General features: G+C 72.6%; 17 protein-coding genes. 6 read left to right on the forward strand and 11 right to left on the reverse strand.

The window, feature by feature from the left end; genetic code table 11:
- Nucleotides 1-107 precede the first annotated feature (107 nt).
- The 5 genes from ABD361_RS14955 to ABD361_RS14975 form a co-directional block, all read right to left on the reverse strand.
- Nucleotides 108-824: a histidine phosphatase family protein gene (locus ABD361_RS14955; RefSeq protein ID WP_344435710.1), complete on the reverse strand. Its 717-nt coding sequence runs from the start codon at nucleotides 822-824 to the stop codon at nucleotides 108-110.
- Nucleotides 821-1,666: a carbohydrate ABC transporter permease gene (locus tag ABD361_RS14960; protein ID WP_344435711.1), complete on the reverse strand. Its 846-nt coding sequence runs from the start codon at nucleotides 1,664-1,666 to the stop codon at nucleotides 821-823. The genes ABD361_RS14955 and ABD361_RS14960 overlap by 4 nt, the downstream gene beginning before the upstream one ends.
- On the reverse strand, nucleotides 1,663-3,021 hold the full coding sequence (locus ABD361_RS14965) for an extracellular solute-binding protein (RefSeq protein ID WP_344435712.1): 1,359 nt from the start codon (nucleotides 3,019-3,021) through the stop codon (nucleotides 1,663-1,665). Before ABD361_RS14965 ends, ABD361_RS14960 begins: the two co-directional genes overlap by 4 nt.
- Nucleotides 3,022-3,104: 83 nt before the next feature.
- Nucleotides 3,105-3,785 (reverse strand): response regulator, encoded by a 681-nt coding sequence (locus ABD361_RS14970; RefSeq protein ID WP_344435713.1) that lies wholly within the window; start codon nucleotides 3,783-3,785, stop codon nucleotides 3,105-3,107.
- Nucleotides 3,782-5,446 (reverse strand): sensor histidine kinase, encoded by a 1,665-nt coding sequence (locus tag ABD361_RS14975; RefSeq protein ID WP_344435714.1) that lies wholly within the window; start codon nucleotides 5,444-5,446, stop codon nucleotides 3,782-3,784. Before ABD361_RS14975 ends, ABD361_RS14970 begins: the two co-directional genes overlap by 4 nt.
- Before the next feature lie 121 nt (nucleotides 5,447-5,567).
- On the opposite strand from ABD361_RS14975, the gene ABD361_RS14980 reads away from it, so the two are divergent.
- Entirely contained in the window at nucleotides 5,568-6,893 is a 1,326-nt protein-coding gene (locus tag ABD361_RS14980) for a cation:dicarboxylate symporter family transporter (RefSeq protein WP_344435715.1), read from the forward strand.
- A 187-nt stretch (nucleotides 6,894-7,080) separates the two neighbouring features.
- Here ABD361_RS14980 and ABD361_RS14985 read toward each other — a convergent pair whose 3' ends face one another.
- Nucleotides 7,081-8,760 carry an MFS transporter gene (locus tag ABD361_RS14985; RefSeq protein WP_344435716.1) on the reverse strand — a complete coding sequence of 560 codons (1,680 nt, stop codon included), beginning with the start codon at nucleotides 8,758-8,760 and terminating at the stop codon, nucleotides 7,081-7,083.
- Nucleotides 8,761-8,851: 91 nt separating this feature from the next.
- On the opposite strand from ABD361_RS14985, the gene ABD361_RS14990 reads away from it, so the two are divergent.
- The 4 genes from ABD361_RS14990 to ABD361_RS15005 all read left to right on the forward strand — a co-directional run bounded on the left by ABD361_RS14990 (nucleotide 8,852) and on the right by ABD361_RS15005 (nucleotide 14,521).
- Complete coding sequence (locus ABD361_RS14990; protein WP_344435717.1) at nucleotides 8,852-9,463, forward strand: TetR/AcrR family transcriptional regulator; 612 nt, start codon at nucleotides 8,852-8,854, stop codon at nucleotides 9,461-9,463.
- A 169-nt stretch (nucleotides 9,464-9,632) separates the two neighbouring features.
- Entirely contained in the window at nucleotides 9,633-12,539 is a 2,907-nt protein-coding gene (locus tag ABD361_RS14995) for an alpha/beta hydrolase (RefSeq protein ID WP_344435718.1), read from the forward strand.
- A 449-nt stretch (nucleotides 12,540-12,988) separates the two neighbouring features.
- On the forward strand, nucleotides 12,989-13,660 hold the full coding sequence (locus ABD361_RS15000) for a 2OG-Fe(II)-dependent halogenase WelO5 family protein (protein ID WP_344435719.1): 672 nt from the start codon (nucleotides 12,989-12,991) through the stop codon (nucleotides 13,658-13,660).
- Nucleotides 13,661-13,678: 18 nt separating this feature from the next.
- Nucleotides 13,679-14,521, forward strand: coding sequence for a PhzF family phenazine biosynthesis protein (locus ABD361_RS15005; protein WP_344435720.1), 843 nt, complete (start codon nucleotides 13,679-13,681; stop codon nucleotides 14,519-14,521).
- Here ABD361_RS15005 and ABD361_RS15010 read toward each other — a convergent pair.
- The 5 genes from ABD361_RS15010 to ABD361_RS15030 all read right to left on the reverse strand — a co-directional run bounded on the left by ABD361_RS15010 (nucleotide 14,490) and on the right by ABD361_RS15030 (nucleotide 22,854).
- Nucleotides 14,490-14,966, reverse strand: coding sequence for a RidA family protein (locus tag ABD361_RS15010; RefSeq protein ID WP_344435722.1), 477 nt, complete (start codon nucleotides 14,964-14,966; stop codon nucleotides 14,490-14,492). The genes ABD361_RS15005 and ABD361_RS15010 overlap by 32 nt on opposite strands.
- Nucleotides 14,967-15,029: 63 nt before the next feature.
- Entirely contained in the window at nucleotides 15,030-17,351 is a 2,322-nt protein-coding gene (gene glgB / locus ABD361_RS15015; RefSeq protein ID WP_344435724.1) for a 1,4-alpha-glucan branching enzyme, read from the reverse strand.
- Nucleotides 17,352-17,404: 53 nt separating this feature from the next.
- Nucleotides 17,405-18,898, reverse strand: coding sequence for a maltokinase N-terminal cap-like domain-containing protein (locus ABD361_RS15020; RefSeq protein WP_344435725.1), 1,494 nt, complete (start codon nucleotides 18,896-18,898; stop codon nucleotides 17,405-17,407).
- Between the two features lie 249 nt (nucleotides 18,899-19,147).
- On the reverse strand, nucleotides 19,148-20,863 hold the full coding sequence (gene treS, locus ABD361_RS15025) for a maltose alpha-D-glucosyltransferase (protein ID WP_344435727.1): 1,716 nt from the start codon (nucleotides 20,861-20,863) through the stop codon (nucleotides 19,148-19,150).
- The gene (locus ABD361_RS15030) at nucleotides 20,860-22,854 is read right to left on the reverse strand and encodes an alpha-1,4-glucan--maltose-1-phosphate maltosyltransferase (protein WP_344435728.1); all 1,995 of its coding nucleotides are present in this window, start codon (nucleotides 22,852-22,854) and stop codon (nucleotides 20,860-20,862) included. Before ABD361_RS15030 ends, treS begins: the two co-directional genes overlap by 4 nt.
- Nucleotides 22,855-23,250: 396 nt before the next feature.
- On the opposite strand from ABD361_RS15030, the gene ABD361_RS15035 reads away from it, so the two are divergent.
- Nucleotides 23,251-25,878, forward strand: a complete 2,628-nt coding sequence (locus ABD361_RS15035; RefSeq protein ID WP_344435729.1) for a glycosyltransferase family 1 protein — start codon at nucleotides 23,251-23,253, stop codon at nucleotides 25,876-25,878.
- Nucleotides 25,879-25,887 lie beyond the last annotated feature (9 nt).

Consider the following 25,887-nt stretch of genomic DNA (forward strand, 5'->3'; position numbering starts at 1 on the left):
GTCAGCGCGCCGGGACACTCTCCGGCGTCGTCGTGGAGGCCATGAACATGGCGGCGCGCTTCATGGCCGTGACCTTAACAGCCGATCGTCGCGAGCGCAGCTGTGATTCATGCAACGGGAAGCCCCTCCAGATGGTTTGTCGCGCCGAAGGCCACCAGCCGCAGGCGCCGGCCGTCGCCCTCCCACGACGACACCGAGGCGTTGCCGACCCGCTGCAGATCGGCCGGCGAGCCGATGCCGGCCAGGACGTGACGGGCCGTCACCGCGATGCCGTCGTGGGCGACCACGAGCACGTGGGCGCCGGGGACGGCGGCGCCCAGCTCGGCGAGCACGTCCCGGACGCGCAGTGCCACGTCGGCGAGGGACTCGCCGCCGGGCGGGCGGTAGCACCACTCGCCGGTACGGGCGCGCCGCCGCGCCTCCTCGGGCGCCTCGGCCCGCACGTCCGCCGGGGTCATCAGCTCCAGGACGCCCGTCTCGCGGTCGCGGACGCGCTCGTCGACCAGGACCGGCGGGATGCTGCGGCCCAGGCGCGCCACCTGCGCGGCCATGATCTGCCAGGTCTCCTGCGCCCGCCGGTAGGGCGAGCACAGGACGAGGTCCGCTCCGGGCACCCGGCCCGCGAGCAGGGTGCCGCAGCGCTCGGCCTGCAGCACGCCGAGCGGCGACAGGGGCACGGCGGCGTCGCCGGCCTCGCGCAGCGCCCGCGGCGCCCGGCCGTCCTCGCCGGCGGCCGCGAAGGCGGCGTTGGCGGTGCTCTGGCCGTGGCGGACGACGGTGAGTTCGCCGAGCCGGCAGCGCGGGACCAGGGGGGTTTCCCTCACACGTCCTCCCGCAGCAGGCGCACGTACACGGCCGAGAACAGGGCGCCGACCAGGAGCAGCAGGAGGGCCACCGCCGTGCCGTAGCCGATCAGCGACTTCAAGAACGCCTGGTCGTACATGAAGACCGGCAGGGTCTGGCTGCGGTTGCCGGGGCCGCCGCGGGTCATGGCCCAGATCAGGCCGAAGACCGAGAGCGTCTGCAGGGTGTTGAGCATGAGGTTGGTGCCGATGGAGCGGCGCAGCATCGGCAGGGTGATGTGCCAGAAGCGGCGCAGGCCGCCGGCGCCGTCGACCTCGGCCGCCTCGGTGACCTCCGCAGGGATCTCCGCGAGCGCGGCGGAGTAGACCAGCATGGAGAAGGCCGTGCCGCGCCAGACGTTGGCGAAGGAGACCGCCAGGATCGGCAGGGTGAACATCCAGTTCTGCTCGGGGAGATGGAGCTGGGCCAGGACCGCGTCGAGCGTGCCCCGGCGGGCGAAGAACGTGTACAGCAGGAAGCCCGCGACGATCTCCGGCACCACCCACGCCGCGACGACGACGGTGCCCGTGGCCGTCCGTACGGGCCTCGAGGCGCGGCGCATCAGGGCGGCGAGGGCGAAGCCCAGGCCGTTCTGGCCGACGACGGACGACAGCAGCGTGAAGACGAGGGTGAGCAGGACCGCGTTGCGGAAGTCCGGGTCGCCGAAGGCGCGCCGGAAGTTGGCGAGGCCCGTGAAGGAGGCGGTGGCCTGGCCGGTGAGCTGGGTGTCGGTGAAGGCGAGGTAGACGCAGTAGCCGACGGGGCCGGCGAGGAAGAGCAGCAGCAGCGTGGTCGCCGGGGCCAGGGGCAGCCAGCGCCTCATCGCGTGATCACGCCCGCCGCACCGACGATCTCCTTCAGGCGTGCGTCGTAGCGCCGCGCGGCGGTCGCCGCGTCCGCGTCACCGGTGGTGACCGCCTCCATGGCCTCCTGGATCGCGGCCGAGACCTGCGGGTAGACGGGCAGCGCCGGCCGGTGGTGGGTGTCGCGCACCAGCTCGGTGAAGAAGTCGGTGCCGGGCAGGGCGGTGCGGTACGCGGAGGAGGCCGCCACGTCGTCGCGTACGGCGATCTGGGCGTCCCGCACCGTCCACGCGGTGGCGTTGGCGGTGGTCTGCAGGGTCTCGATCACCTGCCAGGCGAGGTCCGCCTTCGCCGACTTGGCGCCGATCGCCCAGCTCCAGCCGCCGGACATGCTCACCCGGCCGGGGGCCCGGCCGCCTTGGGTGGGGAAGGCGGCCCGGCCCATGACCTGCGGCCACTGCGGCCAGGGCGCGGCGCCCTGCGGCTGCCAGGTCTTGCCGAGCCAGGAGCCGTCCAGGGCGATGGCGAGCCGCCCGTGGGGCAGCCAGTCGCCGGCGACCACGGTGGAGACGTTGGGGTCGAGGGCGTCGGAGGGGGCGGGGCCGAGCTTCTCGGCGAAGACGGTGCGCACGAAGTCCAGGGAGTCCCTGAAGCCCTTGCTGCCGGTGACCCACTTCTTCGCCTTCGGGTCGTACAGCGGGTCGGGGCCGGTGCCGTAGAGCAGCATCTCGAAACCCTGCATGGTGGCGGCCTCGCCGGCCGCCTTGCCGGTGTAGACGTTCAGCGGGACGACGCCGGGCACCTTCGCCTTGAGGGTGCGGGCGGCGTCCAGGACGTCCTTCCAGGTGTGCGGCGCCCAGTCGGCGGGCAGCCCGGCCTTCGCGAAGAGCGCCTTGTCGAACCACAGGCCGCGGGTGTCGGTGCCGTCCGGCACCCCGTACGTCCTGCCGTCCTCCGCGCGGGCGGACTCCTTGGCGGCCGGCAGGAACCGGGCCCAGGACGGCCAGGCGGCGAGCTTGTCGTCCAGCGGTCTCAAGTAGCCGCTGGTGACGTCGGATTCGATGCGGAAGGTGTCCTCGCGCACGACGTCGGGGGCGGTCCTCGCCGAGCGCATCATCTGCTGGATCTTGGCCGCGTAGTCGTTCTCCGACGCCTGGATCGGCAGCAACTGCAGCTTCTTGCCCGGGTGCTCCTTCTCGAACTGCTTCTTGACCGCGGCGAGGAAGTCGTCCATATGCCGGACCTTGTTGTCCGTGCTGCGCTGGTAGGCGACCTTGACGGTGTCCGGGTCGCCCCCCGCGCCCCCGCTCCCGCACGAGGCGACGGCGGCGAGGGCACCGAGGGCGACGAGGAGCACGGGGGCGGTGGTACGCACGGCACGACCTCCTGCACGTACGGGGCCCCGGGACGTACGGGGCGTCGAGGCTTACGTTCCCCTCGCGGCCGCACGGCACGCGCTCAGCGCCCGGGCAGCCGCCGGTAGCGCAGCTCGGGACGGCCTATCTGGCCGTACTGCGGGGCACGCACGGCACAGCCGGTGCTCACGAGGTGTTCGAGGTAACGGCGGGCGGTGATACGGGAGATGCCCAGGGAGGCGGCCGCGCCCGTCGCGGTCACCCCCTCCTCGCCGGCGTCGCGCAGGGTGGCGATGACCGACTGCAGGGTGTCCCCGGCCAGCCCCTTGGGCAGGGCCGCCGGCTGCGGGGCGCGCAGCGCGGCCAGCGCCCGGTCGACCTCGTCCTGGCTGCTGGCCTCGCCGGCCGCCGCCCGGAACTCCGCGTAGCGCACGAGACGGTCGCGCAGCGTCGCGAAGGTGAAGGGCTTGAGCACGTACTGCACGACGCCCAGCGAGACGCCCTCGCGCACGACCGCCAGGTCGCGGGCGGAGGTCACGGCGATCACGTCCGCGCCGTGACCGGCGGCGCGCAGCGAGCGCAGCAGGTACAGGCCGTGCCCGTCGGGCAGGAAGAGGTCGAGCAGCAGCAGGTCGACCGCCGACCGCTTGAGGAACTGCGCGGCGTCCGCGAGCGTATGGGCCACCCCCGCGACCGTGAACCCGCTCACCCGCCCCACGTACAGCGCGTGCGCCGCGGCGGCCACCGGATCGTCCTCGACGACGAGGACCCGGATCGGGCTCATGCCCCCACCTCCTCGCGCGCGGCGCCCGCCGCGGCCCGCAGCGGCAGGCGGACGGTGAACTCGGCACCGCCCCACGGGGAGCTGCCGACGCCGACCGTGCCGCCGTGGCGCCGGGCGGCCTGCCGCACCAGCGCCAGGCCGAGCCCGCGCCCGTACGGCCCCGGGGTCGCCCCGGGCGGCGGCTCCTTCGTCGACCAGCCGCGGCGGAAGACCTCCGCCACCGCCTCGGGGGCGATGCCGGGGCCGTTGTCGCCGACGCGCAGCAGCAGCTCGCCCGCGGCGGCGTCCGTGCGCACCGTCACGGTGACGCGCCCGGCATGGTGGGCGCCGCTGCCGGTGGCGGCCTCGACGGCGTTGTCGACGAGGTTGCCGAGGATGGTGACCAGGTCGCGGGCGGGCAGGCCGGGCGGGAGCAGGCCGTCGTCGACGCGGGTGTCGTCGGTCAGCTCCAGCACGACGCCGTGCTCGTTGGCCCAGGCGGCCTTGCCCAGGAGCAGCGCGGCCAGGACGGGCTCGGCGACGGCCGCCACGACCCGGTCGGTGAGGGCCTGGGCGAGTTCCAGCTCGGCGGTGGCGAACTCCACCGCCTCGGCGGCGCGCCCGAGTTCGATCAGGGAGACCACCGCGTGCAGCCGGTTGGCGGCCTCGTGCGCCTGCGAGCGCAGGGCCTCGGCGAAGCCGCGCACCGAGTCCAGCTCCCCGGAGAGCGCCAGCAGTTCGGTGTGGTCCCTGAGGGTGACGACCGTGCCGCGGCGCTCGCCGCTGGAGACCGGCGAGGTGTTGACGACCACGATCCGCTCGGCGGTCAGGTGCACCTCGTCCACGCGCGGGCCGGGGGCCAGCAGGACCTCGGTGAGGCCGTCCGGCAGCCCGAGCGCGGTCACATGGCGCCCGACCGCGCCGGCCGGCAGGCCGAGCAGCTCCCGGCCGGCGTCGTTGGCGAGCGCCAGCCGGCGCTGCCCGTCCAGCAGCAACAGCCCCTCGCGCACCGCGTGCAGCGCGGCCTCGTGGTAGTCGTGCATCCGCCCGAGCTCGGCGGCGTTCATCCCGTGGGTGTGCCGGCGCAACCGCGCCCCCAGCGCGTACGTGCCTGCGCCGCCCACCGCCAGCACCGCCAGCGCCACCGCGAGCAGCACGACCACCTGGCGGCGCACCTGCGCGCTGATGGCGTCCACCGTGATGCCGGCGCTGACCAGCGCGACCACCTGCCCGCTGCCCGCGTCCCGCACCGGCGCCACGGCCCGTACGGACGGGCCCAGCGTGCCGGTGTACGTCTCGGAGAACGTGCGGCCCTCCAGGGCCGGGGCGGTGTGGCCGAGGAAGCGCTCGCCGATGCGGGCCGGGTCCGGGTGCGTCCAGCGGACACCGCCCGGCGACATGATCGTCACGAAGTCCACGCCGGTGTCGCGCCGGACCCGCTCGGCGTACGCCTGCAGGGCACCGGAGGGGTCCGGCGCGAGGGCCGCGGCCCCCACGGCCGGGGACGCGGCGACGGCCGTGGCCGTCGCCGTCACCTGGCGCCGGGCCGTCTCCTTCGCCTCGGCGCGGTCCGAGAGGTACGCGAGCGCCGCACAGCCGGCCACCACGGCGGTGACCAGCACGATCTGCACGGCGAAGAGCCGGCCGGCCAGGCTGCGGGGAAGGCGTATGCGGGGGGTCATGGCCGACAGTGTGCCGGGTGGCCTGTTTGTGAACGTAATGCACGCAACGGTGACCGCCGTCACAACAGCCGTGCATAGTCTCCGCGACCCCCCACCGCACCCGGACCGGACGGAGACCGAAGTGACAGCGCAGTCACCCCCGGCGACAGCGGCCGGCACCCGCCGGCCGGACCGCACGCACTACCTGTACCTCGCCGTGATCGCCGCCGTGCTCGCCGGCATCGCGGTCGGCCTGCTGGCGCCGGGCGTCGCGGTCGAGCTCAAGCCGCTCGGCACCGGCTTCGTGAACCTGATCAAGATGATGATCTCGCCGGTCATCTTCTGCACGATCGTGCTCGGAATCGGCTCCGTGCGCCGGGCGGCCAAGGTCGGCGCGGTCGGCGGACTGGCCCTCGGCTACTTCGTCCTGATGTCCACCGTCGCCCTGGCCATCGGACTGCTCGTCGGCAACATCCTCGAACCCGGCAGCGGACTGCACCTGACCGACAGCCTGCGCCACGCCGGCGAGGCCCAGGCCAAGGGCGCCCACACCTCGACCACCGACTTCCTGCTCGGCGTCATCCCCACCACGCTCGTCTCCGCCCTGACCGGCGGCCAGGTCCTGCAGACCCTGCTCGTCGCCCTGCTCGTCGGCTTCGCCCTGCAGGCCCTGGGGGAGAGCGGGCAGCCGGTGCTGCACGGCATCGGACACCTGCAGCGGCTGGTGTTCAAGGTGCTGGCGATGATCATGTGGGTGGCGCCGGTCGGTGCGTTCGGCGCGATGGCCGCCGTGGTCGGCGCCACGGGCGTCGACGCGCTCAAGTCCCTCGCCGTGATCATGATCGGCTTCTACACCACCTGCCTGCTGTTCGTCGTGGTGGTCCTCGGGACACTGCTGCGGGTGGTGGCCGGCGTGAACATCCTCGCGCTGCTGAAGTACCTGGGCCGGGAGTTCCTGCTGATCCTCTCGACGTCCTCGTCCGAATCCGCGCTGCCCCGGCTCATCGCCAAGATGGAACACCTCGGAGTGAGCAAGCCGGTCGTCGGCATCACGGTGCCCACGGGCTACTCCTTCAACCTCGACGGCACCGCCATCTACCTGACCATGTCCTCGCTCTTCATCGCCGAGGCGATGGGACAGCCGCTGTCCCTCGGCCAGCAGGTCTCGCTCCTCCTCTTCATGATCGTCGCCTCCAAGGGCGCCGCAGGCGTCACCGGCGCCGGCCTCGCCACCCTCGCCGGCGGCCTCCAGTCCCACCGCCCCGAACTCGTCGACGGCGTCGGCCTCATCGTCGGCATCGACCGCTTCATGAGCGAGGCCCGCGCCCTGACGAACTTCGCCGGCAATGCGGTGGCCACGGTGCTCGTGGGGACATGGGTGAAGGAGATCGACGCGGGACGCATGCAGGACGTGCTCTCCGGCCGCCTGCCGTTCGACGAGGCGACGCTGGGGGCGGACGCGCACTGACCCCGTAGAGACCACCCCCACGGCGAGGGCCGACGCCCCCACGGCGGCCCTTCGGGACCCGGTAAGGCACCGCCGGGTCCCCGCCGTGGGGGTTTCCCTGTGGACCGGTGGAGGGCCGGGCATGCGACGCGCCCCCTGACGGTCGGGGCATGGTCAGGGGGCGCGCCGGGTTCGGGATGCGTACGGGTCAGGAGCGGGCGGCCGGCTCCGGCTCGCGCTCGGACACCGCGGCCCCGCCGGTGGCGGCGGCCGCCGCCGCGGCCTTGCGGCCCGGCAGCAGGAGCGCCACCACGACCGTGCCGACGCCGAGGATCACCGCGCCGACGACGCTGGTGTGCGCCACCGCGTCCGCGAACGCCTTGTGCACGGCCTCCACGACGGTGTGCGCCTGCTGGGCGCCCAGCGCCGCGGCCTTCTCCGGGCCGAGCTTCGGCGCGGCCTGCGCCGCGACCTGCTTGCCGACCTCCTTGGCCACGTACAGGCCCGCGCCCACCGAGTCCTGCGCGGCCGACAGCGCCTTCTCCGGCAGCTTCGGACCCCCCGCGGCCGCCGCCTTCGCGGCGGCGTCACCGAGGTTGGAGGAGTAGGTCTTGGCCAGCACCGTGCCCAGGATCGCGATGCCCAGCGAACCGCCCATCTCGATGGACGTGCTGTTGACCGCGCCGCCCACGCCCAGCTGGTCCTCCGGGAAGGAGCCCATGATGGCGTTGGTGCAGGGGGACAGGGACAGGCCGATCGCCAGACCCAGGATGATCAGCGGCAGCACGAAGTCGTTGTACGTCGAGTGCTCGTCGACCCGGGCCAGCAGGGCGATGGCGACCGTACCGACGGTCATGCCGCAGGCCACCGTGACCTTCATGCCCACCTTCGGCGTCAGCAGCGCCGTCAGCGCACCGCCGACGAACACCGCGCCCGCCAGCGGCAGCATGCGCACACCGGTGTCCAGCGGCGAGTAGCCGAGGACGAACTGCAGGTGCTGCGTCAGGTAGTAGAAGGCACCGAAGACGGCGAGGAAGAACAGCGCCACGGCCGACGTCGAGCCGGCGAAGGCCCGCTGGGTGAAGCGGCGCACGTCCAGCACGGGGCTCGGGTGACGCAGCTCCCACAGCACGAAGCAGACGAAGCCCACGCCCGCCACGACCGCGGCCGTGATCGCCTTGGCGCCCCAGCCGAAGTGCGGCCCCTCGATGATCATGTAGATGAGCGAGCCCACCCACAGCACGGACAGCAGACCACCGACGTAGTCGATCTTCTTCTCGCCGGCCGCCCGGGACGGCGGCACCAGCAGCAGCGCGCCGACGATGCCGAGAGCGGCGATCGGCACGTTGATCAGGAACGTCGAGGCCCAGCCGTGGTCCTCCAGCAGCGCACCGGCCACCAGCGGACCCACCGCGATCGCCAGACCCGCGGTCGCCGTCCAGATGGTGATCGCCTTCGCCCGCTCCGCGCGCGGGAACGTCGCCGCCAGCAGCGACAGCGTGGCCGGCATGATCATGGCCGCGCCGATGCCCATCGCGGCACGCGCCGCGATGACGCCGTTGCCGCTGTCCACCAGCGAACCGGCCACGGACGCCGCGCCGAAGACCAGCAGACCCAGGACGAGCGCGCCGCGGCGGCTGTACTTGTCGCCCACCGCGCCGAGGATCAGCATCAGCGCCGCGTACGGCACGGTGTAGCCGTCGATGACCCACTGCAGGTCGGAACTGCCCAGACCCAGGTCCTGGACCATGTCCGGCGCCGCGACCGTCAGCGACGTGTTCGCCATGACGATGATCAGCAGGCTGATGCACAGGACACCGAGCGCCGCCCAGCGCCGCTTGTACGGACCGTCCATCTCGTCGACCGGAGTCGACAACCCGAGGCCCATCGGCCACCCCTTTCGGAACTTGCACACGACTGTGCAATTACACACTGGTGTGCAAATTACGGGACTGCACGGCAGTGTGCAAAATGAGGGCATGAAGACCAGGCCCGGCAGGGCGGACGCCAATCGCCGACGCATCATGGACGTCGCGCTCGCCGAGCTCCTGCGCGACGCGGACGCGAGCATGGACCAGATCGCGCGCGCGGCCGGAGTCGTACGCCGCACCGTCTACGGGCACTTCCCCAGCCGCGACGCCCTCATCGGCGCCCTCGTCGACGACGCGGCCGAAACCGTCGCCGCCGCCCAGGCCGACGCGCTGCGCGCGGCCGCCGACCCGGCCGAAGCGCTCGCCCGCTCCATGCTGGCGGCATGGGAGATCGCCGACGGCTACCGCCTGCTGATCTCCCTGGCCCAGCGCAGCGTCACCGTCGAAGGCATCCACCGGCGGCTGGAACCGGTACGGCGCGAATGCGCGGCGATGCTGCAGCGGGGGCTGGACGAGGGCCTCTTCACCTCACCGTTGCCGGCGGTGGCGCTGGCGTACGTACGGGAACAGGTGCTCTTCGGCCTGATGCAGGCCGTCAACGACGGCGTGCTGGCGCCGGCGGAGGCGGGGCGCAGCGCCGCCGTCACGGCACTGACGGCGGCGGGCGTCCGCGCGACGGACGCCAGGGCGCTCGTGGCCCGCATCACCGGCACCGACTGACCCGCTCCCCGGGGTGACAGGAGCACCGCCAGGGGGCGCACGGGGTGCTCCGCAAGCCGGTTTCCGGTCCGCTTGACCCGGCCCTCGTGCATGATTGATCCCACTGTCCGTACTGCTCTCCCCTGCGCTCGACACCGCATCAACGGCAGCCCGACAGTGGAGGTTTGCGATGGCGGCACCGATACGCGTTCACCTGGTGTTCGTGCACGGCTTGTTCTCGTCGGCCAAGACGTGGTCGGCGTTCCGGCAACTGATCACCACCGACCCCGAGCTCACGGACCGGGTCGATGTCCACTGCTTCGCATACGACTCGAAGGTCGTGCAGTTGAGCCTCACCAAGCGGATCGGCGAGTTCGACGACATCGCCGATCAGCTGGGCTCCTACCTGGACACCGCACTCGCCGACGCCGAGGCGATCGTGCTGGTCACCCACAGCCAGGGTGGTCTGGTCGTCCAGCGGTTCCTCTCCCGCAAGCTGGCCGCCGGCAAGGGGCGTGAACTCACCCGCATCAAGCACTTCCTGATGTTCTCCTGCCCCAATACGGGTTCCGGATTCTTCCTGACCATGCGCAAGCTCTTCTCCGTGTGGCGCCACCCCCAGGAACGTCAGCTGCGCCCGTTCGACCGTTATGTACTGGAGGCCCAGCGCGCTGTGCTGACCGGGATCGTCCATGCCCGCCGGTACAGCGAGCAGGAATGCCCCATCCCGGTGAAGGCATACGGTGGGACCAGCGACAACGTCGTCCCGCCCTACGTCGCCCGGGGAGTCTTCCCCGACGGCAGCGTGATTGCCGGCGACCACTCCTCGATCGTGCAGCCCGCGGACCGCGACGCCGCCGTCTACCTCGTCGTCCGCAAGGCCCTGCAGTCCGCCGGCAGCCCCCGGCCCGAGTCCCGCACGGTGTCCGCCGTGCAGACGGCCCCGCCGAGGGGCAGCGGGCACTCGGTCGCGCCCCCCTTCGCCAAGCTGGAGGGCAACCTCAAGGGTGAGCAGCACAACCGTCTCGTCGCCCAGATCACCTCTCCTGCCTGGCCGCAGAAGGTGCACGTCCTGGCGGGCCTGGGGGGTACGGGCAAGAGCCGCCTCGCCCTGGAGATCGCCGACCGCACCCACCGCGCGGGCCGACGGGTCTGGTGGGTCTCCGTCTCCCAGATCAGTTCCCGCATGCGGGCGGTGGCGAGCCAGCTGGGGGCCTCGGAGGCACAGCTCGACCGTGCCTGGCACGGTCCCGGAAGCGCCACGGACCTGCTGTGGGATCTGCTCAACAGCGCACCGGAACCCTGGTTGCTCGTCCTGGACAACGCCGACGACCCCCAGCAGCTCGGTCCCGTCGAAGGGCCGGTGTCCGACGGCACCGGGTGGTTGCGCGAGCCGGAGAGCGAGCACGGGCTGGTCGTCGTCACCAGCCGGGTGCGAAGCCAGGAGACGTGGGGCCCGTGGAGCCGGGTGCACCGGGTCTTCCCGCTGGACGACGAGGACGGCGCGTCGATGCTGCTGGAGCGCACGGAGGGCGTCGGCGGCACCAATGAGCAGGCCAGAAGGCTGTCGGCGGCGCTGGGCGGGCTGCCCCTCGCCCTCCTGACGGCGGCGGCCACGGTGAAGGCGGTCAGCGGGAAGGCCGGGAGGAAGGTGTCCCTGGACGACGGCGAGGTCCGTGACTTCGACAGCTACTGCAAGGCGGTCAAGCGCCGCTTCGAGTCCGCGCCGGGCAGTACCCGCGCCGGGATGGACCTCGACGAACTGCTCGGCCGCGAGATCGTCGAGGAGGTGTACGGCATCGCCCTGCGCCAGCTGATCCGCCAGGACCTCCCGCAGGCGGCACCCCTGCTCAAGGTCTTCGCCTGCTTCAACATCGCGCCGATTCCCTACCGTTGCCTGGTCGACGGCGCGGTGCTCGCCCGTTCACCCCTCTTCCCCGGTCTCTCCCCGGCGCAGCGCACGGCCGTGCTGCGCGGACTGGAGGACTTCGCCCTCGTCGACGCGGACGAACGCGAGGACGTGGCCGATCCCGACCTGTCCCACGTGCTGACGCTGCACCCGGTCGTCCACGGAGTGCTCCGCGAGGACCAGGACGTTCAGCAGCGGCGTACCGAGTACTACGGCCTGGCCGTGCGCATGCTGCTGCACGCGGCCGAGGGCAGGGACCCCGACCACCCCTCCAGCTGGCCGCTGTGGACGGCGATCGCACCGCACGCCAGGGCGGTGGCCCGGGCGTGCCTGCTGGGACCAGTGGGTCTGAAGGACCGCAGCGTGGTCTCCGGCGCGCTCGAACTGACCCGTCTCACCGCCAGGTTCCTCATCACCAGGGGGCTGCTCGTACCGGCCCACGACCTGGTGGTGCCGGTCGTGGACGCATGCGCCCGCTTCGGCTTCCACGAGGACGACCGGGAGATCCTCGCCCTGCGGCACGAGAAGGGACGCATCGCGCTCGAGCGCGAGGACCACGCGGCCGCGGAGCGGGAGTTCGCGAAGGTCGTCACCGCCCGCGAGCGGGTCCTGGGCGAGAGTGATCCCGACACCCTGGCGAGCCGGCACAAGCACGCGCGGGCCGTCTGCGAGCAGGGCCGCTGGGAGGCGGCGGAGCCGCTGCTGCGGTCGATCGTCCAGGTGGAGAACCACGTACGGGGCGCCGAGCACTCGGACACCCTGGTGGTCCGGCACACTCTGGCCCGCACGATGCTCGCGCTCGGCCGCGCGGCGGAGGCGGAGCAGGAGGCGAGGAGCATCCTTGAGATCAGCCGGCGCCACAACTGGCCGCCCACCACGTCCGAGACGCTCTTCGTCCGCTCGACGCTGGCCCGCAGTCTGCTGGAGCAGGACCGCTACGAGGAGGCCGAGGAGGAGATCCGCGGCGCGCTGCGGGACGACGACCGGCCGCGGGACTCGGAGCGGATGATGCACCTGCGCGACACCCTCGCCACTGTCCTCCTCGCACTGGGACGCGCGCCCGAGGCGGTGCAGGAGTTCCGAGACCTGCTGGAGGACCTGCGCAGGGTGAAGCCGGGGAGCCCCATGACCCGACGGGTCGAGCAGAACTTGGACGAGATTCTGCGGCAAATGCCTGGTCAGAGCTGAGCTGGCCGAAAGCCGTACGCCGAAGGGGGGATTGCGCTTACCATGGCTCCACCCCGACTCTGTGTGATGCAGCACATGTCGAGCACTGGGAGATCCGCAATGCCGCCGTCCCGTACCGAGCCGGTCACCGATCGAACGCCGCAGTGGGGTGCCCCGGGGAGCGCGCTCCAGCAGGCGCAGTCCGAGATCGCCCGACGGATTGCCAAGCAAATCATGAGAGCCGATCGCCGGGCGCTGGAAATCGACGCCAAGACCGCATTCCGGGCCGTGCACGACCCGAGCCCCGCCTAGCCACTGCCGAGAAACGGGGCATCCGTATGACTCCAGGTGCCTTACGCGACCCCTTCTTCCGCGTTGTCACGGCCACGGCATTCACCCGGGAAAGGATCGCGGATCTCGCGGCCGGACGCTGTGTTGCCGTTCGTGTTCCCGGTTTCCTGCCTCGACCTGTGGTCGAGGAGACGATCGGGGCGCTCGAGACCAGGGCCTTCGAAGCCTACGGAAGGAAGCGGGTGGACCCCCCGGTCATGCGCTTCGGCGTCGGCGTGAGCGACCACTGCAGGAACGGCCTGGTCACGGACGACTACTGGACGGCACTGGAGCGGCATCGCAAGGACTGGGCGGCCCTCGGCCTGTCCTTCGACCCGTTCGAAACGTGCCGCGCCGCTCTCGGGGCCGACTGGCCCGGCGGCATCAGGGTGGGCACCCGAGGCGGCCGATCGATGGGCGCCGGTGTCGCCCGGGAACCGAATCAGGGCTTCCAGGTGCATTTCGACGACGCACTGCGAGAGTTCTCCGGTGACCTGCTGGATGCGACCCTTGTCTCCCAGTTCGCCTTCAACGCCTACCTCAGCGTGCCGAGCGCGGGCGGCGAGACGGTGATCTGGCGCCATCTGTGGCATCCGGAGGACGAGGCGTTCAGAATCCCGGGTTCGTACGGATATGACGAGGCAGTGGTCGGGGACGCCGAATTCGTCGAACTCGCACCCGAAGTGGGCGAAGCTGTTCTGATCAACCCCCGATGTTTCCATGCCGTACGGCCCAGCCGGGGTGCCCGGCGGATTGCGCTGGGATTCGCCGTGGGGCTGAGCTTGACCGGAGAATTGCTGACCTGGGGTTGACCGATGCAACAAGAAAAAATGGATCTCCTGCGCTATGTCGCATTCAGCGCCGACCCGGCCGGTGGAAATCCGGCCGGAGTCGTCCTGGACGCCACGGGGCTCGACGAGTCGGCGATGGCGGCGACCGCGGCGCAGGTCGGATTCTCCGAAACGGCCTTCGTGGTGCCGCTGGACGACGGAACGCTGCGCATCCGCTACTTCAGCCCTCGCACCGAAGTGCCGTTCTGCGGGCACGCCACCATCGCCACGGCGGTCGCCTACGCCGAGCGGCACGGCGTGGGTGAGATGCGCCTGCGGACGAACGCCGGGCCGGTGTGCGTCTCGACCGCCCTCACCCCGGCAGGCAGTGTGGTCGCCACCCTGGTGAGCGTGCCGACCAAGACGGCGCCCCTTTCCGAGGAGGCACTGGCCGACCTGCTGGACGCCCTGCGCTGGCCCGTCACCGACCTCGATCCCACCCTGCCGCCGCGTGCGGCCTACGCCGGTGCGTGGCACCCCGTGATCGCCGCCGCCACCCGCGATCGGCTCGCCGCACTCGACTACGACATGCGTGCCCTCGCCGGTCTGATGGCCCGCCACGACTGGGCAACGGTCGACCTGATCTGGCGCCAGACGCCGGTCGTCTTCCACGCGCGCAACCCCTTCCCCCCGGGGGGAGTGGTCGAGGACCCCGCCACGGGCGCGGCCGCTGCCGCCCTGGGCGGCTACCTCCGGGAGCTCGGGCTCGTGCCGCTACCGGCGCGCGTCACGGTGCACCAGGGGTACGACATGGGCCGCCCGAGCACGATCGAGGTCGGCATCCCGGAGCAGCGCTCCAGCGGGGTGACCGTCACCGGAACCGCGGTGCCGCTTCCGCGCTGACCACTTCGAACAGCACCTCGATCTCCACCGGAGCGCCCAGCGGCAGCCGCCCGACCCCCACGACGCTGCACGCGTGCCGGCCGGCGTCGCCGAAGACCGTCAGGAACAGCTCGCCGGCCCCGGCGACGACCTCGGCCTGGTCGAGGAAGCCGTCGGCGGAGGACACGTAGCCGACGACCTTGACGACACGCACGGAGGCGACCGGGCCGGCCACCGCGTCCACCGCGGCAAGCGCGGCCAGAGCGCACTGCCGGCTGAGCTCGCGGGCCTGCCGCGGGGTGACCTCGGCACCCACGCGTCCCGTGGCGATCAGTTCGCCGTCCCGCATGGGCACCTGGCCGGAGACCTGCACGTGCCGGCCGCTGCGGACGGCGGGCACGTAGACGCCCTTGGGCGGGCTCACCGCGGGGAGCGTGATGCCGAGGGAGGCGAGTCGTTCGCGCACGGCCCGATTCTCCCACCGCGGCCGCTCCCGCGGAGGGAGTTCGCCCCAGCTCGCCGCAGGCGGCTACAGCGGGCGCAGCCACACCGTCGCCAGGGGCGGCAGCGTCAAGGGCAGGCTGGCCGGGCGCCCGTGCGACGGGACGCGGTCCGCTTTGACCGGGTCGGGGTTCGTCACGCCGCTGCCCCCGTACCGGAGGTCGTCCGTGTTGAGGCACTCCTCCCACACCCCGTACTCCACCGGCACCCCCACCCGGTACGCGTGCCGCACGACCGGCGAGAAGTTGCACACCGCCAGCAGCGGGGTGCCGTCCGCCGCCAGGCGCAGGAAGGCGAGGACGTTGTCCTCGGCGGCGTCGCCGGCCACCCATTGGAAGCCGTCGGGCACGGTGTCCTGTTCCCACAGGGCCGGCATCGCGCAGTAGCCCGTGTTGAGGTCGCGGACGAGGTCGCGTACGCCGCGGTGGTCGGCTTCGGCGGTGTAGGAGGGGTCGAGGAGCCACCAGTCGGGGCCGTGGGCCTCGGACCATTCGGCGCCCTGGGCGAACTCCTGGCCCATGAAGAGCAGCTGTTTGCCCGGGTGGGCCCACATGAAGCCGAGGAAGGCGCGGTGGTTGGCGCGCTGCTGCCACCAGTCGCCGGGCATCTTCGAGACGAGGGAGCGCTTGCCGTGCACGACCTCGTCGTGGGAGATGGGCAGCACGTAGTTCTCGCTGTAGGCGTAGACCATGGCGAAGGTCATGTCGCCGTGGTGGTACTTGCGGTGCACCGGCTCCTTGGTCATGTACTCCAGCGAGTCGTGCATCCAGCCCATGTTCCACTTCAGGCCGAAGCCGAGGCCGCCGAAGCCGCCGGGGCCGGTGTGGTGGGTGGCGCGGGTGACGCCGTCCCAGGCGGTGGACTCCTCGGCGACGGTGACGATGCCGGGGCAGCGGCGGTAGAGGGTGGCGTTCATCTCCTGCAGGAAGGCCACGGCGTCGAGGTTCTCGCGGCCGCCGTGCTCGTTGGGCGTCCACTGGCCGGCCTCGCGCGAGTAGTCGAGGTAGAGCATGGAGGCGACGGCGTCCACGCGCAGGCCGTCGATGTGGAACTCCTCGCACCAGTAGACCGCGTTGGCGACGAGGAAGTTGCGCACCTCCTTGCGTCCGTAGTCGAACTCGAGCGTGCCCCAGTCGGGGTGCGCGGCCCGCAGCGGGTCCTGGTGCTCGTACAGCGGGCGGCCGTCGAACTCGGCCAGCGCCCAGTCGTCGCGCGGGAAGTGCGCCGGCACCCAGTCCATGAGCACCCCGATGCCGGCCCGGTGCAGGGCGTCCACGAGGTGTTTGAAGTCGTCGGGCGTGCCGAGCCGGGCGGTGGGCGCGTAGAAGCCGGTGACCTGGTAGCCCCACGAGCCGCCGTAGGGGTGTTCGGCGACCGGCATCAGCTCCACGTGGGTGAAGCCGAGGTCCTTGACGTACGCGGGGAGCTGCTCGGCCAGCTGCCGGTAGGTCAGTCCCGGCCGCCAGGAGGGCAGGTGCACCTCGTACACGGAGAAGGGCGCCTGGTGCACGGGCCGCCGGCCGCGCCGTTCCATCCAGGCGGCGTCGCCCCACACGTGGTGCGAGGCGTGCACGATCGAGGCGGTGGCCGGCGGTGCCTCGGTACGGCGGGCCAGCGGGTCGGCGCGCAGGGTGTGCGTGCCGTCGGGGCGGGTGATGTCGAACTTGTACAGGGCTCCCTCGCCGACGCCCGGCAGGAACAGCTCCCACACGCCCGTTCCGCCGAGCGAGCGCATCGGGTGGCCGGTGCCGTCCCAGTAGTTGAAGTCGCCGGCCACGCGCACGCCGCGGGCGTTGGGCGCCCAGACGGTGAAGCGGGTGCCGGGCACGCCCTGGTGCCGCATCGGCTCGGCGCCCAGCGCCCGCCACAGCTGCTCGTGCCGCCCCTCCGCGATGAGGTGCAGGTCCAGCTCGCCGACGGCGGGCAGGAAGCGGTAGGGGTCGTGCATCTCGAGCTCGTTGTCGTCGTAGGTGACGTGCAGCCGGTAGTCCTGCGGGACGGCGATCAGCGGCAGCACGGCGGCGAACAGGCCGTTCCCCTCGTCGAACAGCTCGGCCCGCAGTCCCCTGGTGACCACCGAGACCGAGCGCGCGAAGGGCCGCAGGGCGCGGAAGAGCACGCCGCCGGGCACCGGGTGGGCGCCCAGCACGCCGTGCGGGTCGTGGTGGGCGCCCTGCAGCAGCTTCTCGCGCGTGCCGTCGTCCAGCGGCTCGGGGCGGCGCACGGTGGCCCCGCCGGACGGCCCGCGCCGGGGCTGGGCCGCCCGGCGTTGCGGGCCGGGCAGGAAGGTCGCGGGAACCCCGTCGCGCCGGCCGGGCGGCGGGGTGCTGGACGGCGGTCGTGCGGTCACGGGCGGTCCCTCCGGTGTTCCGTGGAGCTCGTGCGGTTCGAAACGATCGCGCCTCATGCCGGTGCCGCGCCCGTGACGCGGGGTCCGGCGGCGAGGCGGCGGACGGCGGCCAGCGGCACGGGCAGCCAGTCGGGGCGGTGCCGGGCCTCGTACAGCACCTCGTAGACGGCCTTGTCGATCTCGTGCGCGCGCAGCAGCCCGGCGTCCTCGCCGGGGTCGTGGTGGACGGCGGCGTAGCCCTCGCAGAAGGCCGTGCGCGCACTCGTCGCCCAGTCGCTGCCGTCCGCGCCACCGTCCGTGCCGCCGACGGCGGCCGCGTAGTCGAAGGAGCGCAGCATGCCCGCGACGTCCCGGGCCACGGGCTGCGGACGGCGCCGCTCGGCCAGCGGCCGGGCGGGCTCGCCCTCGAAGTCGATCAGGGACCAGCGGCCGTCGGCGGCCGTGCGCAGCACCTGGCCCAGGTGCAGGTCGCCGTGGATGCGCTGGGCGCGCCAGGTGCGCCCGGCCCGGCCGAGGTCCGGCAGCAGCGCGTACGTCTCGCGCAGCGCCGCGTGGTACGGGCGCAGGGCGGGGACGGCCTCCGCGGCGGCGTCCAGGCGCTGGCCCATGGCGGCGGCCAGGTGCTCCAGCTGGGGGCGGCGCAGCACGACCGTGGGCAGCGCCTCGGCCAGGGCCAGGTGCACCTCGCCGACGGCCGCGCCGAGCGCGCGGGCCTCGGCGGCGAAGCCGGTGCCGGCAGCGCGGGCGAGGGAGTCCAGCGCCAGGCGCCAGCCGTCGGTGGAGCCGGCCAGGTAGGGCTGCAGGACCCCGAGCGTCATGGGTTCTGCGGTGCCGTCGGCAGCCGCTTCGCCGGCAGCCGCCTCGAACCAGGCCACCGGTGCCGGGACGCGGGCGCAGCCCGCCCGGGCCAGGGCGCGGGGCAGTTCGAGGTCGGGGTTGACGCCGGGGCCGACGCGGCGGAAGAGCTTGAGGATGAGGCGCTCCCCGTAGACGGTGGAGGAGTTGGACTGCTCGGCGCCGATCAGCCGGGGTGCGAGGCCGGTGGGGACGGCGGCGTCCGCCTCGCGGGAGAAGGTCAGCGGGCCGAGCCGGCCGGGCACGCGCAGCCGTTCGAGGAGGAGGGTGGCCAGCCGGGGGTCGGCCAGGCCCTCGTAGACGGTCAGTCCGCGCAGCGGGCCGTGCTCGGGGCGGCCGATGCGGGCCGGGGCCAGGTGCGGGGGCAGCGCCTCCGCGGCGCCCAGCAGCAGCTGGTAGCAGTCGTCGCCGGGGCCGGCGGGCCGGCCCGGGGCGCCCTGGCGGGCCCGGACGAGCAGGTGGAGCAGGCCCGGCGAGGCGGGGCTCTCGGCGCGGCCGGGCGGCAGCAGCTCGGTGACGGCGACGGGGGCGAAGCCGGTCAGGGGGCGGCCCTTGCCGGCGAACCAGCGCTGCCGCGGCAGCCACTCCTCGAGCAGCGGGGCGAGCGAGGCGATCAGTGAGCGCGCCTCGCCGGCGCCGCTGCCCGCGGGTCGCGCGGGCGCCGGGCGGTGCAGGGGTGATGCGTCCGACATGCGTCGCGTCCTTTCCCCGGGGCACACGACGGATGGGGCAAAGTGTCCCGGATTGCGGGTTTTGCCGGTGTGCGGTCGAGGACGTGTCGGGCGAGGATCGTCCGTACGGTCAGCGCCCACGGCCCTCTGGCGGTGCGGTGCGACGTGGTGCGGTGAGCGGCGGTACGAATAGTACGAGTGCCCACGGGTGGCGGGCGGAAACCGCCGTGCGCGCCGGACCGCCCCGGCCCGTCGCGCACGAGGCGGCGGTCACGTGGCGGCGGCGGGGGGCGTGGTGTGCCGGAGCCGGAACCAGTAGAAGCCGTGACCGGCCAGGGTGAGCAGGTACGGCAGTTCGCCGATGGCGGGGAAGCGCACCCCGCCGATGAGTTCGACCGGGTGCCGGCCGTTGAACGCGCGCAGGTCCAGCTCGGTCGGCTGTGCGAAGCGCGAGAAGTTGTTCACGCACAGGACGAGGTCGTCGCCGTGTTCGCGGAGGAAGGCCAGCACCGCGGGGTTGCTGGACTGCAGTTCGGTGTACGAACCGAGGCCGAACGCGGGGTTCTGCTTGCGGATCTCGATCATCCGGCGGGTCCACTGCAGCAGCGAGGCGGGCGAGCTCATCGCCGCCTCCACGTTGGTGACCTGGTAGCCGTAGACCGGGTCCATGATGGTCGGCAGGTACAGCCGGCCCGGGTCGCAGGAGGAGAAGCCGGCGTTGCGGTCCGGCGTCCACTGCATGGGCGTGCGCACCGCGTCGCGGTCGCCGAGCCAGATGTTGTCGCCCATGCCGATCTCGTCGCCGTAGTACAGGATCGGCGAGCCCGGCAGCGACAGCAGCAGGGCGGTGAACAGCTCGATCTGGTTGCGGTCGTTGTCCAGCAGGGGGGCCAGCCGCCGCCGGATGCCGATGTTGGCGCGCATGCGGGGGTCCTTGGCGTACTCCGCCCACATGTAGTCGCGCTCTTCGTCGGTGACCATCTCCAGCGTCAGCTCGTCGTGGTTGCGCAGGAAGATGCCCCACTGGCAGCGCGCGGGGATGGCCGGGGTCTTGGCGAGGATCTCCGAGACCGGGTAGCGCGACTCGCGGCGCACGGCCATGAAGATGCGCGGCATGACGGGGAAGTGGAAGGCCATGTGGCACTCGTTGCCGCCGACCTCGAAGTCGCCGAAGTAGTCGACGACGTCCTCCGGCCACTGGTTGGCCTCCGCCAGCAGCACGGTGTCGGGGTAGTGGGCGTCGATCTCGGCGCGCACCCGCTTGAGGAAGGCGTGCGACTGCGGGAGGTTCTCGCAGTTGGTGCCCTCCTCGGCGAACAGGTACGGCACCGCGTCCAGCCGGAAGCCGTCGATGCCCAGGTCCAGCCAGAACCGCAGGGCGGCGAGGATCTCCTCCTGCACCGCCGGGTTGTCGTAGTTCAGGTCCGGTTGGTGGGAGAAGAAGCGGTGCCAGTAGTACTGCTTGCGCACCGGGTCGAACGTCCAGTTCGAGGTCTCGGTGTCGACGAAGATGATGCGCGCGTCCTGGTACTGCTTGTCGTCGTCGGCCCAGACGTAGTAGTCGCCGTACGGGCCGTCGGGGTCGGTGCGCGACTGCTGGAACCACTCGTGCTGGTCGCTCGTATGGTTCATGACAAAGTCGATGATGACGCGCATGCCGCGCTGGTGCGCGGCGTCGACGAACTCCACGAAGTCGGCGAGGTCGCCGAACTCCGGCAGCACCGAGGTGTAGTCCGAGACGTCGTAGCCGCCGTCGCGCAGCGGTGACTGGAAGAACGGCGGCAGCCACAGGCAGTCGATGCCCAGCCACTGCAGATAGTCGAGCTTGGCGGTGAGGCCCTTGAGGTCGCCGATGCCGTCGCCGTTGCTGTCCTGGAAGGAACGCACGAGGACCTCGTAGAACACGGCCCGCTTGAACCAGTCCGGATCCAGGTCCTTGGCGGGCGTGTCCTCGAAGGTGTCGGGGACGGGTTCATTGACGATCATGGTGTGGGTGACCCTCCGATCTGTGAGGACGGTCGCAGCGAGAACACGTGCGCCGGCGCCGGGGAACGACCCGGATCGAGGCGCACATAGTTGTCCCTGCCCCAGTGGTAGGTCTCTCCGGTGAGCTCGTCGCGCACCGGCACGGAGTCGTGCCAGTCCAGGCCGAGCTCCGGCATGTCCAACGAGACCGTCGCCTCCTGGGTGTGGTGGGGGTCGAGGTTGACGACCGCGAGCACGCACGAGGAACCGGTGCGCTTGGAATAGGCGATGACGGCGTCGTTGTCCACGTGGTGGAAACGCAGGTTCCGCAGCCGGCGCAGGGCCGGGTGCCGTCGCCGCAACCGGTTCAGCGTCGTGATCAGCGGTGCCAGGCTCTGCCCGGCCCGCTCGGCCGACGCCCAGTCGCGCGGCCGCAGTTGGTACTTCTCCGAATCCAGGTACTCCTCGCTCCCGGGCCGCACCGGGGTGTTCTCGCACAGTTCATAACCGGCGTATACCCCCCACGACGGCGACAACGTCGCGGCCAGCACGGCCCGCACCGCGAAGGCGGCCCGGCCCCCCTCCTGCAGATAGGCGTGCAGGATGTCGGGGGTGTTGACGAAGAAGTTCGGGCGCATCGTCGCGGCCGTCTCCCGCGAGAGCTCCGTGAGGTACTCCGTCAGCTCGTGCTTTCCGTTGCGCCAGGTGAAGTACGTGTACGACTGCTGGAAACCGATCGCGCCGAGGGTGCGCATCATCGCCGGCCGGGTGAAGGCCTCCGCCAGGAACACCACGTCCGGATCGGTGCGGCCGATGTCCGCGAGCACCTTTTCCCAGAACACCACCGGCTTGGTGTGCGGATTGTCCACCCGGAAGATCCGCACGCCCCGGGCCATCCAGAAGCGCAGCACCCTAAGACTCTCGGCGAGCAGCCCCTCGAAGTCCTCGTCGAAGGCCAGGGGGTAGATGTCCTGGTACTTCTTCGGCGGGTTCTCCGCATATGCGATGCTGCCGTCCGCGCGGTGGTGGAACCACTCCGGGTGCTTGCCCACCCACGGGTGGTCCGGCGAGCACTGCAGCGCGAAGTCCAGCGCCACCTCCAGGCGCAGCTCGCGGGCCCGGCGCACGAAGCGGTCGAAGTCCTCCAGGGTGCCGAGGTCGGGGTGGACGGCGTCGTGCCCGCCGTCCGCCGAGCCGATCGCCCACGGGCTGCCCACGTCGTAAGGGCCCGCGGTCAGCGCGTTGTTGGGGCCCTTGCGGTGGGTGGTTCCGATGGGGTGGATCGGCGGCAGATAGACCACGTCGAAGCCCATCGCCGCGATCTCCGGCAACCGCCGGGCGGCCGTGCGGAACGTACCGCTCTGCGGCGGCCGGTCCGGGCGCACCTGGGCGCCCTCCGAGCGCGGGAAGAACTCGTACCACGACCCGAACAGCGCCCGCTCCCGCTCCACCAGCACCGGCACCGGACGCGAGGCACTGACCAGTTCGCGCAGCGGATACCGGGCGAGAACCCCGGTGACCTGCGGGGCGAGGGCCGCCGCGAGCCGCGCCGCGGCCGGCCGGGCGGCATCCCGCAGCGCATCGACGGCGCCCAGGACCGCCTGCCGGCCCTCGTTCTTCGGCACGCCCGCCGCCGCCCGCTCCAGCAGCCGGGCACCCTCCTCCAGCACCAGCTCGGTGTCGATGCCGGCCGGGATCTTGATGCGCGCGTGGTCCCGCCAGGTGCCGAGCGGGTCCGCCCAGGCCTCCACCGTGTACGTCCAGCGGCCGGCCGCGTCCGGGGTCACCTCGGCCCCCCAGCGGTCCGTACCGGGGGCCAGCTCGCGCATCGGCGTCCACGGGCCGCCCCGGCCCGCCGGGCCGCGCAGCACCACATTGGCGCCCACCGCGTCGTGCCCCTCCCGGAACACCGTCGCGGTCACTTCGAAGGTCTCGCCCACCACCGCCTTCACGGGGCGCCTGCCGCAGTCGACGAGCGGGCCGGGATCGAGGACGGGAATGCGACCGATCATGGGATCACCTGGAGGCGCTGGGGGACCGTGGACGACTCTGGCGCGTTCTGTACTTTCTATCGGCTGTTCCGGCTGTCTCTGCGGTCGCGACGGTGCGGGCACGAGGGCTCCTGTCCGCGTTCACTCGGGCGGCGGGAAGGAAAGGAATATGACGCGATCAGCTGGGTGACGGACGGTCTGCTCGGTATACCGGATGAGCCTTCCACGGGCCCCGGCCCGGCATGCGGCGGTGGCGTGAACTACTCGCGCGTAGTTACGGGCGCGGCCAATCCGCCTGCGGTGCACACCGATTGTGCGGCCCGGTCGGCTCGTTGCGGAGCCCTCTCGGAAACGGCCGAAGGGCGAGGTTGGGGAAAGGTCCACCGCCAAAGGCGCGCGCACCGCTACCTTCGACCCGTGAAGGCCATTCGTCGATTCAGCGTGCGTCCCGTCCTTCCCGAGCCCCTCCGACCGCTCAGCGACCTCGCGCGCAACCTGCGCTGGTCCTGGCACCCCGAGACCCGTGAGCTGTTCCAGTCCGTCGATCCCGAGGGCTGGCGGGCCACCGGTGGCGACCCGCTGCGGCTGCTGGGGTCGGTGCCCGCCGAGCGGCTGGCCGCCCTGGCCGAGGACCGCCGCTTCCTGCGCCGCCTCGCCGCCGCCGCGGACGACCTGCAGGACTACCTGACCGGCCGCCGGTGGTACCAGGAGCAGCCGCCCGGGCTGCCGGCCGCCGTCGCCTACTTCTCGCCGGAGTTCGGCATCACCGCCGCCCTGCCGCAGTACAGCGGCGGCCTGGGCATCCTGGCCGGCGACCACCTGAAGGCGGCCAGCGACCTGGGCGTGCCCCTGGTCGGCGTCGGCCTGCTCTACCGGCACGGCTACTTCCGCCAGTCCCTCTCCCGCGAGGGCTGGCAGCAGGAGCACTACCCCCTGCTCGACCCCAACGAGCTGCCGCTGACCATGCTCCGCGAGGCCGACGGCACACCCGCCCGGGTCACCCTCGCGCTGCCCGGCGGCCGCTCGGTGCACGCGCACATCTGGAAGGCGCAGGTCGGCCGGGTGCCGCTGCTGCTGCTCGACTCGGACACCGAGGAGAACGGGCCCGGCGAGCGCGACGTCACCGACCGGCTCTACGGCGGCGGCAGCGAGCACCGCCTGCTGCAGGAGATGCTGCTGGGCATCGGCGGCGTGCGTGCCGTGCGGGCGTACTGCCGGCTGACCGGGCACGCCGAGCCCGAGGTCTTCCACACCAACGAGGGCCACGCCGGCTTCCTGGGCCTCGAACGCATCCGCGAACTGGTCGTGCAGGGAGCCGACTTCGACGCCGCGCTCGAACGCGTGCGCTCCGGCGCCGTCTTCACCACCCACACCCCCGTGCCGGCCGGCATCGACCGCTTCGAGGCCGACCTGGTGGCCCGACACTTCGGCGAGGACGGCGAGCTGCCGGGCATCGACGCCGAACGGGTGCTCGCCCTGGGCCGCGAGGACTACCCCGGCGGCGACGCCGCCCTGTTCAACATGGCCGTCATGGGCCTGCGGCTCGCCCAGCGCGCCAACGGCGTCTCCGTCCTGCACGGGCAGGTCAGCAGGGAGATGTTCGCCGGCCTGTGGCCGGGCTTCGACGCCGAGGAGGTGCCGATCACCTCCGTCACCAACGGCGTGCACGCCCCCACCTGGGTGGCGCCCGAGGTCTTCCGCCTCGGCGCCCGGCGCATCGGCGCCGGGCGCGCCGAGGACGCCCTGTCCGTGGGCGGCTCCCAGCGCTGGGACACCGTCGCCGACATCCCCGCCGCCGACATCTGGGAGCTGCGCCGCACCCTGCGCGAACAGCTGGTGGAGGAGGTGCGGGCGCGGCTGCGCGCCGCGTGGCGGGAGCGCGGGGCCGGCAGCGCCGAGCTCGGCTGGATCGACGGGGTCCTCGACCCGGACGTGCTGACGATCGGCTTCGCCCGGCGCGTCCCGTCGTACAAGCGCCTGACCCTGATGCTGCGCGACCGCGAACGCCTGACCGAGCTGCTGCTGCACCCCGAGCGCCCGGTGCAGATCGTCGTGGCGGGCAAGGCCCACCCGGCGGACGACAGCGGCAAGCGCCTGGTGCAGGAGCTCGTCCGCTTCGCCGACGACCCCCGGGTGCGCCAGCGCATCGTCTTCCTGCCCGACTACGGCATGGCGATGGCCCAGAAGCTCTACCCCGGCTGCGACGTGTGGCTCAACAACCCGCTGCGGCCGCTGGAGGCGTGCGGCACCTCGGGCATGAAGGCCGCCCTCAACGGCTGCCTGAACCTCTCCGTCCTGGACGGCTGGTGGGACGAGTGGTACGAGCCGGACTTCGGCTGGGCCATCCCCACCGCCGACGGCGCCGCCGTGGACGACGCGCGCCGTGACGACCTGGAGGCGGCGGCGCTGTACGACCTGCTGGCCCAGCGGGTGGCGCCGCGCTTCTACGACCGCGGCGCCGACGGGCTGCCCGGCCGCTGGATCGAGATGGTCCGGCACACCCTCGCGGGCCTCGGGCCCAAGGTGCTCGCCGGGCGCATGGTGCGCGACTACGTCGAGCGGCTCTACGCCCCCGCCGCCGAGGCGCACCGGGCGCTGGACGAGGCCGCCTCGCGGGAGCTGGCCGCCTGGAAGGCCCGGGTGCGCGCGGCGTGGCCGGCGGTGGCCGTCGACCACGTCGAGGCCGTCTCGGAGGGCCCGCTGGGCGGCACGGCCGAACTGGGCGCGACGCTCTCGCTGCGGGTGAGCGTCACCCTCGGCGAGCTGGACCCCGCCGACGTGGAGGTGCAGGCCGTCGCGGGCCGGGTGGACGAGGCCGACCGGCTGGCGCACACGGTCACCTTCCCGCTGAAGGCCACCGGCGCCCCCGGCCTGGACGGCCGGCGGCTGTACGAGGGCCCGCTGACGCTGGACCGCACCGGCCCCTTCGGTTACACGGTGCGCATCCTGCCCTCGCACCGCCTCCTGGCCTGCGGCGCGGAGCTCGGCCTGGTCGCGGTGCCGTCCCACGCCACGGGCGAGGCGGCGGGCGTGCTCATGCGCTGACGGAGCCGT

The sequence above is a fragment of the Streptomyces luteosporeus genome, from assembly GCF_039532865.1.
GTDB classification, from domain to species: domain Bacteria; phylum Actinomycetota; class Actinomycetes; order Streptomycetales; family Streptomycetaceae; genus Streptomyces; species Streptomyces luteosporeus.